General features: G+C 59.3%; 12 protein-coding genes. 5 read left to right on the top strand and 7 right to left on the bottom strand.

The features are described 5' to 3' along the window. Positions 1-54: 54 nt before the first annotated feature. Together ACIOTN_RS00060 and ACIOTN_RS00055 are read right to left on the bottom strand one after the other, a co-directional pair. Positions 55-237 (bottom strand): hypothetical protein, encoded by a 183-nt coding sequence (locus ACIOTN_RS00060; RefSeq protein ID WP_105662724.1) that lies wholly within the window; start codon positions 235-237, stop codon positions 55-57. Positions 238-341: 104 nt separating this feature from the next. Further along, entirely contained in the window at positions 342-773 is a 432-nt protein-coding gene (locus ACIOTN_RS00055; RefSeq protein WP_105659096.1) for a DoxX family membrane protein, read from the bottom strand. A gap of 161 nt (positions 774-934) precedes the next feature. On the opposite strand from ACIOTN_RS00055, the gene ACIOTN_RS00050 reads away from it, so the two are divergent. Next, positions 935-1624 (top strand): TetR/AcrR family transcriptional regulator, encoded by a 690-nt coding sequence (locus tag ACIOTN_RS00050; RefSeq protein WP_105659097.1) that lies wholly within the window; start codon positions 935-937, stop codon positions 1622-1624. Positions 1625-1727: 103 nt separating this feature from the next. Further along, the gene (locus ACIOTN_RS00045) at positions 1728-2960 is read left to right on the top strand and encodes an acyl-CoA dehydrogenase family protein (protein WP_105659098.1); all 1233 of its coding nucleotides are present in this window, start codon (positions 1728-1730) and stop codon (positions 2958-2960) included. A 70-nt stretch (positions 2961-3030) separates the two neighbouring features. Here ACIOTN_RS00045 and hrpB read toward each other — a convergent pair whose 3' ends face one another. Beyond that, positions 3031-5589, bottom strand: coding sequence for an ATP-dependent helicase HrpB (hrpB, locus tag ACIOTN_RS00040; protein WP_105662726.1), 2559 nt, complete (start codon positions 5587-5589; stop codon positions 3031-3033). Continuing rightward, the gene (locus tag ACIOTN_RS00035; RefSeq protein ID WP_105662728.1) at positions 5586-6371 is read right to left on the bottom strand and encodes an alpha/beta fold hydrolase; all 786 of its coding nucleotides are present in this window, start codon (positions 6369-6371) and stop codon (positions 5586-5588) included. The genes hrpB and ACIOTN_RS00035 overlap by 4 nt, the downstream gene beginning before the upstream one ends. A 150-nt stretch (positions 6372-6521) precedes the next feature. Here ACIOTN_RS00035 and ACIOTN_RS00030 point away from each other — a divergent pair, with 150 nt between their 5' ends. The 3 genes from ACIOTN_RS00030 (at position 6522) to ACIOTN_RS00020 (ending at position 9696) form a co-directional block, all read left to right on the top strand. Next, positions 6522-6683 (top strand): hypothetical protein, encoded by a 162-nt coding sequence (locus ACIOTN_RS00030; RefSeq protein WP_166650864.1) that lies wholly within the window; start codon positions 6522-6524, stop codon positions 6681-6683. A gap of 296 nt (positions 6684-6979) precedes the next feature. Then, entirely contained in the window at positions 6980-8041 is a 1062-nt protein-coding gene (gene mgrA, locus ACIOTN_RS00025; RefSeq protein ID WP_105662727.1) for an L-glyceraldehyde 3-phosphate reductase, read from the top strand. Between the two features lie 272 nt (positions 8042-8313). Next, positions 8314-9696, top strand: coding sequence for an NAD-dependent succinate-semialdehyde dehydrogenase (locus ACIOTN_RS00020; protein ID WP_105659101.1), 1383 nt, complete (start codon positions 8314-8316; stop codon positions 9694-9696). Between the two features lie 101 nt (positions 9697-9797). On the opposite strand, the gene ACIOTN_RS00015 is transcribed toward ACIOTN_RS00020, so the two are convergent. The 3 genes from ACIOTN_RS00015 to ACIOTN_RS00005 form a co-directional block, all read right to left on the bottom strand. Further along, positions 9798-10871, bottom strand: coding sequence for an HTTM domain-containing protein (locus ACIOTN_RS00015; RefSeq protein WP_105659102.1), 1074 nt, complete (start codon positions 10869-10871; stop codon positions 9798-9800). Continuing rightward, a complete protein-coding gene (locus ACIOTN_RS00010; protein WP_146112342.1) occupies positions 10862-11617 on the bottom strand; it encodes a DUF5819 family protein in 756 nt (251 codons plus the stop codon). Before ACIOTN_RS00010 ends, ACIOTN_RS00015 begins: the two co-directional genes overlap by 10 nt. A gap of 116 nt (positions 11618-11733) precedes the next feature. After that, a partial coding sequence (locus ACIOTN_RS00005) for an LPXTG cell wall anchor domain-containing protein (protein ID WP_402734667.1) occupies positions 11734-12073 on the bottom strand: 340 nt, incomplete at its 5' end.

The raw sequence follows: 12073 nt of genomic DNA, 5'->3' as shown, positions 1-12073 counted from the left end.
AGCGCCTGGTCCGGGACTCGAAAGTCGCTGGATCAGGCGCTGGCTTCGTGGTCGCTAGACCTTGTCTTCAGGTTCTTCGTTGCTATCGCCGTTCTTGAATTCATCGACCTTCTCGCCGATTTTTTCTTGGGCGTCCGCTGCGAAGTTCTTCACGTTCTCGGTAGCGTCGCCTGCGAAATCCTTCGCGTTTTCGACTGCCTCGCCCAGCTTCTTCTTTGCATCATCTAAGAAACCCATTGGTTCTCCTCTTAGCTTGTAGTTCAAATGTGGCCGCTGAAAACCGCAGTCTCCAAGATCAACTTACGGCTTGCCGAACGTTTTGCTCAAGCGATTCCGTCCGCTTATTTTGCTTTCTTGATCTTCTTGGCGCCCTTGCGGCCAAGAATCAATGCCACAGCGATACCTGCCAGCCATACGTCCTTGGCCAGGGCGGTGCCATCCGCGGTTGGGCGGATGCCGTCGGATTCTGTCATGCCCGGAGTGCGCAGGTAGGAAGCCAGCAGCACACCGGAGAATGCGCCCAGGCCCAAGCCGGCCAGCCGCGATGGGATCAGCGGCAGCAGCAAGGCGCTACCCAGCGAGATCTCGCCGATGGAAACGGCCTTGCCGAAAACTGCCGGTTCCAGCTCGGCCAGCTGAGGCACGCCGTTGGCTGCCATCTGCTGCAGGCCTGCGGCGCTGGCTTCATCGATGCGCAACTTGTTGATGCCGCTGTTGAGAATGAACGCACCACTGACCAAACGTAGCGCGGCGTTTGCAATCGAGATTCCCATGGGCCCTCACTTCTCTTTCATTTCGTCCAAGAATGGCGTTCCTGCATGGAACGCCCTGATGTTCAGCGTAGTCATGGGCGCAGTAGTTCACAATCATTTGCGCGGCGCGCATAGCTGAACCCAAGAATTTCCCAGCTTGAATCGTGCTAAATTCGTGAATCATGATCGCTTCTTCCGCAGTACCCCCAGCAGCCCTTGATCTACTCATTACCCAGGGCTTCGATGCCACCAGCGTCGACGAGCTGGCAGCTGCCGCTGGCATTTCCCGTTCCACTTTCTTCCGCCGTTTCGGGTCGAAAGAGAATATGGTCTTCGCCGACCAGGAAATGATCATTACACACGTCGAGACCACGCTGGCCGCCTCGTCGGTTGATGCAATCACTACGCTCATCGATGCCGCACATGTGGTTTTCGACCAGTACACGGTCAACCCCGAAGGAGCCCAGCTGCGCCACAAGCTGCTCTCCTCGGTGCCGTCGCTGCGAGAGCGCGAGCTGGTCTCCACTCACCGCTACGAACGGGCGTTTTACGGGTTCCTGAACCGTCGCGATTTGGCAAAGAGCGCCACGGAGAAGTCGCTGTGCCTGGGCGTTAGCGCTGGCCTGGTTGCGATCCACAACGATCATTTGCGCAGCTGGCTGAAAGACGCGCAAAGCACGGACCGCACCAAGCTGGCCAACGATGTGCGCCAGTTCCTGAACCGCTTCGCAGATCTGCTCGACCCCGGACAGGCAGCGACTGCCACCAAGCCGGCGGCCCCCAGCGTGGTGGTTTCCGTCTTGGATACCGGCGCCGATGAGCAGGCGATTCTCCAGGCCGTCTCCCGCGCGCTCAAAGAGCACGGAAAATAATCGATTCCACCCAACTTCTGAAACCAAGTTTCTTGACATGGCACTGCGTTCCACTAGTCTAGGAGTGAAGCTTTTTTCACCGTAGCTATTAGGAGCATCTGAAATGTCCCAGCTGGAGACCGGTTTTGAATTTCCCGCCGGCGTTGTCGAACCCGAATACGACCTGTGGTCCGGAGACGTCAATATCGATCCGACCGGAATCTTCGCCGAAGTAGGCGAAGCGGACAACGCGTGGCGAGCCAAGGCCCGCGCATTCATCCTCGACGAGGTCAAGGACGACATCCACGAGTACTGGGACAAGGCCGACTACCCGCTGCATCTGCTCAAGAAGCTCGGCGATGCGGATCTGCTGCGCGATGGCCTGAACCTGGAAGGCTACGAGGAAATGAGCCCGCTGGCTGCCGGCTTGGTCAACATGGAAATGGCCCGTGGCGACGGTTCGGTCTCCACCATTGTTGGCGTCCAGGGCGGTCTGGCTCTGCGCTCCGTGCTGTACTGCGGCAATGCCCAGCAGATCAAGAAGTACGCCATCCCCATGCTGCGCGGCGAACTTCCAGGCGCCTTCGCGCTGACTGAACCAACTCATGGTTCCGACTCGGTTTCGCTGGAAACCCGTGCCACCAAGGTCGAGGGCGGATACCGCCTGAGCGGTGAAAAGAAATGGATCGGCAACGGCTCGGTCGGCGGCGTGAGCATCGTTTGGGCCCGCGACGACGAAGGCAAGGTCCGCGGATTCATCGTGCACCAGGATGCCGAAGGCTACAAGGCCACCACCATCGAAAACAAGCTCTCCCTGCGCGCTATCTGGCAGGCGCATATCCGCATGGAGAACGTCTTCGTTCCGGACCACGATGTGATGCCCGAAGCCAAGAGCTTCAAGGACACCTCGCGCGTCCTGTTCGCCACCCGGCTGGGTGTCGCCTGGTCTGCCGTGGGCCACGCGACCGCTTGCTACGAGTCGGCCGTGAGCTACGCCAAGCAGCGCGTGCAGTTCGGTCGTCCGCTTGCCGCCAGCCAGATCGTCCAGGAGCGCCTGGCCCGCATGCAGTCCGAACTGGCTACTATCCAGGTTCTGGTCATGCAGGCGACCAAGCGCGAAACTTCCGGTGAGCTGACCGGCCCGCAGGCGTCGCTGGCCAAGTACACCGCTACCCGCACCGCACGCGCCATCGCAGCGAACGCCCGCGACCTGCTCGGCGGCAACGGCATCCTGACCAGCAACCGCGTGGCCCGCCATTTCGCCGATGTGGAAGCAATCCACACCTATGAAGGCACCGAAACCGTGCAGGCCTTGATCATGGGCCGCGACATCACCGGCTTCTCAGCGTTCGCCTAGAACCTGGGCGCCGGAAAGCACGCCGGGACCTGGCTCGTTCTTCCGGGCCCCGGCCCCGGCGTGCTTTTGCCTACTGCCGGCCCAATCGGTTCTTGGTCTTTGCCGTTGCCACGTGGTCCCATGGATTCTCCGGCCAAGGATGCTTCGGGTAGCGCCCGCGCATTTCAGAACGCACCTGGGCGTAGGGCCCATTGAAGAAGCTAACCAGGTCATCGGTCACCGCCAGCGGCCGGCCACCGGGCGAAAGCAAGTGGAACTGGACGGCAAGCTTGCCCTTGACCAGCCGCGGCGACTCATCGAGCCCGAAGCATTCTTGCAATTTCACGGCGACGACCGCTGGACCGGTTTCACCGACCTCGGGATAGGCCACGGAAATCCTTGATCCCGAAGGCACCTGGAGCCGTTCGGGCACCAGCGAATCAAAATCATGGGCATGCTCCCACGGCAGCAAGGTCCGCAATGCCGAATACAGGTCAACCTTGGCCGCGTTCTTGCCGGCGGCTACCTGCCGCAAGACCGGCTGCAGCCAGTTGCCCGCCGAGGCAATCAGGGCCTGGTCATCCACCGCGGCAAAGGGTTCGCCCAGCAGGCGATGGGCCACGGCCATTCGCCGGCGCAAGGCATCAAACTTTTCATGGGTGCCGAAGAAGGCTATCCCCTGCGTAGCTATGGCGCTGGCAACAGCCTGCATGCCCAGCTCTGCGGTGGCCTTGACCGGATGGGCCGCCAGCTCGATCTCGCCGAAGCTCTCGATCTGGCGAGCGGTGATCCTGCCGTCAACCAGCTCCGCCACTTCGCGCTTCTGGTGCATCTGCGGCAACAGGTCGACGGCAGTGCCAAGTTCGATGCCAACGGCCCGTCGGATCACCGCCTTGGATCCGGCACGGGAGACTTCGGCGACCGCAAGAAATTCCTCATGCATCAGCTGGCTGCCGCGTGGCAAGGTTGCCCGGGTCCCCGAAGCCAACAGGTATTCCTCCTGGCCGACCTTGCGCGCAATCCATTGCGGGTACGCCAAAGCGCACACGCCTGCCAGGGCCGCAGCTGCCGGTGCAGGCTGCCGCCCGGTGCGGTTTTCCGCAGTGCCCAGGAGCTTTTCCAGGCGCTGCGCTTCATGCTTCCAGGCACGGTGCGCCGGATGCGAACTCCGGCGCACCGCGGCAAGCAATTCATTCAGGTCCGCACTGGCAATGCGTTCCGAGCTGGCCATCAATGCGACAGCATCCGAGGCAGCCCGGGTGCCGAAAATCCGGCTGCCTTCGAGCAACGCGCGGGCGGCACGCGGGTCTGCTGGAACCTTCATCATCTGCTCGCCCAGGGCGGTGATCTGCCCGGTGCCGTCAACCGCGTCCAGGCTGCGCAGGATCTGCTCATCGCTGGCCATGGCGCTAGCCGGCGGCGCTTCCCACATGGCCAGCCCCTCGCCACGCGGGGTCCCCCATGCCGCGAGCGACAAGCCGGCGGCGACCAGGTCGCCGGTGCGGATTTCCGGTGTGGAGTGCGCCGGGGCGGCGGCAAAGGACTTGGGGTCCAGGGTCCGCACCACCTTGCCCGGCCCGAGTCGTCCTGCCCGGCCCGCCCGCTGGGTGGCCGCGGAACGGCTGGCCACCACGGTCATCAACCCCGAGAAACCACGCGAGCTGTCTCGGCGCGGCTCGCGGGCGTAGCCGGCGTCCACCACCAGATGAACGCGCGGCACGGTCACCGACGATTCGGCAATGGAGGTGGAGACGATGATCCGCGGGGCGCTGCCAGCCTCCGGCTCACTGAGGATCCGGTCTTGTTCCTTGGAAGAGATCTGCGAGTGCAAGGCCAGGACTTGCACTCCGGAGGCAGAAATCTGCGAGCAGACGCGGTCGACTTCCCGTACCCCGGGGACGAACACCAAGGTGTCCACCGGGGTTGCGCTTGCTGCGTTGGCTGCCGCGCTGTGGCGTACCGCGACGGCGGCAACGTGGCGCAGGTAGTCATCGTTCAGCCCGCGTTCGGTGTTCCGGATTCCGGCGAAGCTGTCGAAAGCTTCTTGCACGGCAAACTGCGCGGTGTGGGCGCTGAGCACTGGAGCGGCCTGGCCACGGGCCAGCAGCGCCGAGAGTTCCCCGGCGTGCAAGGTGGCACTCATCAGGATCAGCGACAGGTCATCACGCAATTCGCTGACCTGGTTGGCCATCGCCAGCAACAAATCCGTATCGATTGACCGCTCGTGGACCTCATCAATGATCACCGCGCTCACACCGGCAAGATCCGGATCGGCCAGCAACCTGCGCAGCATCAGGCCTGCGGTCACGAATTCCACGCGGGTCTGCGCCGAAGCTTGCCGTTCCCCGCGCACGGCGAAGCCAACGCGCTGGCCCAGAACCGATCCATCAAGCTGGGCGAGGCGACGGGCAGCGGCCCGGGCTGCGACACGGCGTGGCTGGGTCACGATGATCTTGCCAGCCAGTCCTGCCTGGTCCAGGGCGTTGGCTACCGTGGGTGGAACTATCGTCGTCTTGCCGGATCCCGGTGGCGCCTGGATCACCAACGGCTGGGCAGGATTAGCCGCCAAGGATTCATGGAGTTCCTCCCTGCTGGGACCGAAAGCCAGCCCTGAAGCAATCCTGTTCAGGTCGAAGCGGGCCGAACTCATGCTTGGCGTCCATCCCAGAAGGACTCGATGGCCTCGACCACAGGTTCAATCGGGAACAGGGTGCTGCCGTGGGTTCGCCCCGGCAAGGCCACCATGCGCGCATTGGGCAAAGTGCGGACCATGATCTTGTTCTGGTCGAAGCGCGGCTGGTCCCGGGTGCCGATCAGCAGCAAGGTCGGGATTCTGATCTTCGCCAGCTCGGACAGGTTGGTGTTCTGCAGGGTCTCGGCGGCCTCGTAGTAGGCAGCCAGGGCCAGCGGGTCGTTGGACTTGAAGGCCATGCGGGTTGCTGGATCCAGGCGTCCATTCTTTTCTTGCCCGGTGACGAATCCTTCGATGTCGCCATTGCGCAGGACCTCGAGGTAGCCGGGGAAGAAGAGCTTCCCGATTTCGCCGGGGGTAATTTCGTAGGTGCCGCCGAGCATGATCAGCGAGATCACCTGCTCTGGGTGGTGCATGGCAATGTGCAGCCCGGTGCGTGCACCAAAAGAGTAGCCGACAATGTGAATACGTCCGATGCCCAGGTGATCCATCACCGCGCGGATATCGCCGGCCACCTTGTCCATGGTGTAGTCGGCTACGTCATGGGATTTGGCCGACTTGCCATGCCCGCGCAGGTCCATGCGGATGGTGCGGTGCCCCTGGCCCAACGCCTTGGTGTAGCCGAGCCCTCTCCAGATGGACCGGGACAGGGCGGAGCCATGGAGGAACAGAATCGGCTCCCCGGCAGCCCCGTCATCGTCAAAGAAGATTTCGGAACCATCTGCGGGATTATTGATCATCGGCATGCCTTCGATTAAATCCTGTATTGACGGTGAAGGCGAAATCAGCGTTTGCCGCCGCCCTCGACATCCGCGGCTAATAGGTGAACACTGAAGACACAGGGTCCAGCCATCCGCAGGAAGTGGCCCACGGAAGTTGGGAGGAAGATCATGCCTGAACAATCAGCTGCTGGGCAGCCCGGTGGCGCTGAAGAGGAAAAGCTGCGACTGGCCGCAGAAGAAAAGAAGCGCCATGACGAGCACGATGAAGCTCTCGTCGAAGAGTGGGAAGACGAATCATTCCCGGCTTCGGATCCGCCCTCGAATTATTAGCAAAAGCATTTTCCCAAGAGACCGCACACCTCGCATTCAGCTACTTTCAAGTTTCAGCTCCTAGTGTGGTTATTACCTTCTCAAGGTGCGAGTGATCTAGATGAACCGATCCGCACAGGCGTTACCTCCTTGGCCTGGCGGGTCGGTGCTTCATTTAATCCCAATCCACGAAACCATTACGCACACAGCGGATTCACCTTTGCGCTATTTATTTAGTTCAGGCTCTGGCCTATTGTGGAAACTGACGTCAAATCGATTTCCGCTCGCCAGCGCTTGACCTGGCAGAAAGGTGCCTCGTGGAATACGAACGCCTCCCGTCCATCCCGGAACTGCACCGTCCCTACACTGCTGCCGCAGACCGCTATGCGCACTTCGGCTACCGCCGCGTTGGCGACTCCGGCCTGCGCCTGCCCCCGCTGTGCCTGGGACTGTGGTGGAATTTCGGCGATAACCGTCCATTCGATTCCCAGCGCGAGATCCTGCGCCACGCTTTCGATAACGGCATCAACCACTTCGATCTGGCCAACAACTATGGTCCTCCGGCAGGTTCAGCCGAAGAGAACTTCGGCCGCATGATGGAAAAGGACTTCAAGCCCTACCGCAACGAGCTGGTCATCTCCTCCAAGGCCGGCTACGACATGTGGCCAGGCCCGCACGGCACCTTCGGCTCGCGCAAGTACCTGCTGGCCTCCTGCGAAGCATCGCTGACGAAGATGAATCTGGACTACGTGGACATCTTCTATTCGCACCGTTTCGATCCGAATACTCCTCTGGAAGAAACCATCGGCGCTTTGGATACCCTGGTTCGCCAGGGCAAGGCTACCTACGTGGGCATCTCCTCGTACTCGGCAGAACGCACCGCCGAGGCTGCCGCTATCGCCAAGGACCTGGGAACCCCGCTGGTAATCCATCAGCCTTCCTACAACATCCTGAACCCGTGGGTAGAGCACGGCCTGCTGCAAACCCTGGAAAAGGAACGCATGGGCACCATTGCTTTCACCCCGCTGGCCCAGGGCCTGCTCACCGATAAGTACCTGGAAACCACTGATGTGGTCCGCCAAGGCGGACGCCGTTCGCTCGAAGCCCAGCTGACCGATCAGAACCTGGCCAAGGTCCGCAGCCTGAACGAGGTTGCGCAGACGCGCGGGCAGTCGCTGGCGCAGATGGCCCTGGCCTGGTTGCTGCGCGATGGCGCGGCAACCTCGGTATTGATCGGCGCCTCGTCCACCAAGCAGCTCGACGAGAACTTGGGCGCGCTGGACAACCTTGAGTTCTCCGACGCGGAATTGGCCCAGATTGCCAAGATCGCCCAGGGCGATGCCGGAATCGACTGGTGGCGTTCTTCCGCTATCGGCTAGTAATCCACTGATCACACAGGTAATACCTGTGTTCTTGAGCCGCGGTTTCCGAGACAAGTCTTGGAAACCGCGGCTTTTTCATTCGCTTCCGTCTGCAACTTCCACTCAAGCCAAATACCTGCTGTTCCTTGGTGGCTGAATGTTGTTTCTGCGGATAAGCTCGGAGTAGACGCAATATGAAGTGAATTACATTCATTTATTGCGTGGAGTCCGCTAGCGTTAGATCCACACGGCTTACGCTGACCACTTTTGTGCATACGACAGGAGCATTGATGAGCGCCCCAACCTACAAGGTCTTGAACCCGGCAACCGGTGAAGTCGTCGAGGAATTCGCCGCGGCCACCGATGAGCAAGTCGAACAGGCGCTGGCTGCCGCGCAGAGCGCCTACGAATCATGGCAGGACGTTGACATCAACGAACGCGCCAAGATTGTTTCCAAGGTAGGCACGCTCTTCGCCGAGCGCGCAGCAGAACTCGGCAGGATCATGACCACCGAAATGGGCAAGCCATTGTCCGAGGCCGTGGGCGAAGCTGAATTCTGCCAGGAGATCTTCGAGTACTTCGCCACCGAGGGACCAGCCTTGGCAGCGGACCAGGAGATCAAGTCCTTCTCCGGCGGCAAGGCCGTCGTTCAGAAGCGCCCGGTTGGCCCGCTGCTGGGCATCATGCCGTGGAACTTCCCGCTGTACCAGGTAGCGCGCTTCGCGGCACCTAACCTGATGCTGGGCAACACCATCATCTTGAAGCATGCCGAGTCCTGCCCGCGTTCAGCACTGGCCATCCAGGAAATCATGGATGAGGCTGGAGTACCGGCCGGCGTCTACAACAACCTCTTCGCCACCCACGACCAGATCTCCACCATCATCGCCGATTCCAGGATCCAGGGTGTTTCCTTGACCGGCTCGGAGCGCGCTGGCGCCATTATCGGCGAGCAGGCCGGCCGCAACCTGAAGAAGGCCGTACTGGAGCTGGGCGGCTCGGATCCATTTGTTGTCCTGGACTCCGATGACGTACCGGGCATCGTGGATACCGCTTGGGGCTACCGCATCGACAACACCGGCCAGGCCTGCAACTCGAACAAGCGCATGATCGTCATGGAAGACATCTATGACGAGTTCGTTTCCGAACTGACCAAGCGTGCCGAAGGCCTGCAGCCTGGCGACCCGATGGCGGAAGCCGAAGGCACCTTCGCTCCGCTGTCCTCCCGCAAGGCGGCAGAGTCCCTGCACGAGCAGGTCCAGGACGCCGTGGCCAAGGGCGCTACCCTGCACGCCGGCGGCGTGCTGCACGACGGCCCTTCGGCCTACTACTCCCCTGCGGTGCTCACCGGCATCACCAAGGAGATGCGTGCCTACTACGAGGAGCTCTTCGGCCCGGTAGCAGTGGTCTACAAGGTATCCAGCGACGAGGAAGCCACTGAGCTGGCCAACGACACCATTTACGGCTTGGGCGGTTCGGTGCACTCCACCGACGTCGAGCGTGCCTCCAGGGTGGCTCAGAAGCTGCAGTCCGGCATGACCAACGTGAATGCAGCCAGCGCAGAGGGTGCAGAAATGCCGTTTGGCGGCGTGAAGCGTTCGGGCTTCGGCCGCGAGCTTGGCCCGCTGGGCATGGACGAATTCGTGAACAAGCGCCTGTTCTACGTAGGCGAATAATCTGGATAGGCCCGCAACGGCTGCCTGAACTAAGAGATACATAAATTTAGGGGCGAACCAAAACGGTTCGCCCCTAAGTTTATTTTCTAGTGCTTCTTCTCCTAGGCGTTGGAAGAGACTTTCTCGCCTGATCCCACGCCAACTTCGTTCTGTTCGGAGACCGTCAGCGACGGCTTCTTCGCACGGAACCGACCCCTCCACAACGCTGAGAACCAGCGCTGAATCGTCAACCAGGTCGCGCTAGACACCAGCACGGCGTCTGCGGAAGCCATAATTCCTGAGAAGAAAGGCAGGCCCATAACAACTGCGATGCCGATATGCATCCCAAGAATAGTAATCAGCGCAATTCTCCGGCTGATCTTATGGAACAGCATGAATGGGAATGCAATTTGAGCAAGCACTGTCACATAGGTGATCAAGGCAACGATCCACGAATTCGTAGTGATCAAATCACTAAGCCAAGGGAAGACACCATACGCCTCGGAACTAACCGGGTAGTACATAGCTGTACCGTTTTGCCAAAGAGTGCCTTGAACCTTGTACAGCCCAGCTTCAAGATAGACAATACAAAGTTGGGCTACGACCAGGCATAACGCAAGGTTGTGCAGCACCGTAACGGCTTCGAATTCTTTCTTCGTTTTCCTCGCGCGTTTACGTAGCCAAGAATCGACAGACCAGTGCTTGGACAAGTCAGCAAAAATCAGATAGATCAGCATGATACGGATGAAATAATTTCCGCCATCCGAAACCGGCGTATTCTGTGCGTTAATCGCCGTATAAAAAATGAAGAAGAGCGGCGTGACGAATCTAGTTTGCCAACCAACTACAAATGCGATTGCCAACACGATGGCCATCACGTACCAAAAGACGAAGAACCCGAGTCCCGCGTCACGCAGAATATCCAAAGGCCACTGGTACCCAAGTACAGAACGGTAGGGTTCAAGGTACTCGGAACCAGGTCCCCAGATCTTAGCTGCGACTGGTATGTTGGCAATTAACCAACCCAGAATGAAGAGTCCCGACGACATGCGCATGACTGCAAGACCGTATGGTGCATGCCGGTTTTCGGTAAACCACCCGTAGACCCAGTTCAGTGCTTTGGGGACGAAATCGCGATTCTTAGAAATCCATTCGCTGATCGAAGGAGCACTGCTTGTTTCACGTTTCAGCTCCATACCGACACCGCCGCTTGACTAAATTCCTTGGTATCTCGCCATCCGATGTAGGTTTCGCGAGGTTTTGTTGTTGCGTTCTCATCGCTCCGCTGAGCAAACGGAACAATTGGTTCACGTCGGAGCTTAATTTCCACCATTGATGCTCCGCCCCACTGTTCTATTGCGTAGAGTGACGCGAATCCGACGGCCGTATCTTCCATACGTTTATAGGCTCGAAGATTGCTCAATTCTGTTGCAGAATACTTCTCGCGGGCCTCCGCTGAGTTGAGTTCCACACCAAAAACGGGCGTTCCCTGAATAAAGGGTCTAGAGATTTCCGCTCGAGAATCCGCAGTCAAATCCGAAGCCGCACTCCATAGCCGTCCGTGAATAGATTTGGATTGTTTTGTCTCACGATTGGCAAACATGTTGCCGGCACGGCTTTCCATTTCTTCGGCCGTAACGTCGCGCCACTCTGAGAATTTCGCACCATGTTGGCTCCCCTTGGCACAAATTTCCGCGCTAGAAAGACATACACGCATTGTGAAATATTCATCTTGCGAATAGGGCCCAGGAGCAAAAAGGCTCCAGCCTTGATCTAACGGCCCTAGAAAATACTTGTTCAATTCGGGCTGTAATGATGACTTGATGGGTGTTGAAGGACCCGTGAACGCCAATGTGGCTCCGATATGCCCTAACGCGGCTACACTCGCAATTAAAAGCACCAACACTGTAAACAGCTTGGGCTTGGTTTTCTGTTGCCTCATCAGGCTATTGTCTCCAAATTCTTCGACACCCGTGAATTGTTGCAAAGACTACTTGAAAGCGAAATGGGAGGGGCATCGTTTAGATGCCCCTCCTATTTCAAATTACTGCAGTTCGACTATGCTGAACGCTTTCGCGCGAAGACAGCCACACCAGCTCCGAGCAGTACAAGTGCTAGTGCACCTGCACTGATCCAGAGGGCTCCGTTAGAACCGGTATCCGCAAGGCGATCCTTCTTGGAGTCATCTTTCTGGGATCCCTTAGAGTCATCCGACTTAGAGTCCGAGTTATCTGAGGTGTTTGCATCCGTGTTGGCACCGGCGTTCGCATCAGCGTTATCCGCAGTGTTCGCATCGGTGTTCGCATCGGTGTTCGCATCGGTGTTCGCATCAGCGTTATCCGCAGTGTTCACATCGGTGTTCGCATCGGTGTTCGCATCAGCGTTATCCGCAGTGTTC

Origin of the sequence: Glutamicibacter sp. NPDC087661, assembly GCF_044743275.1 — a bacterium.
Classification (GTDB): Bacteria; Actinomycetota; Actinomycetes; order Actinomycetales; family Micrococcaceae; genus Glutamicibacter.
This window is presented reverse-complemented; position numbering and strand designations above follow the sequence as displayed.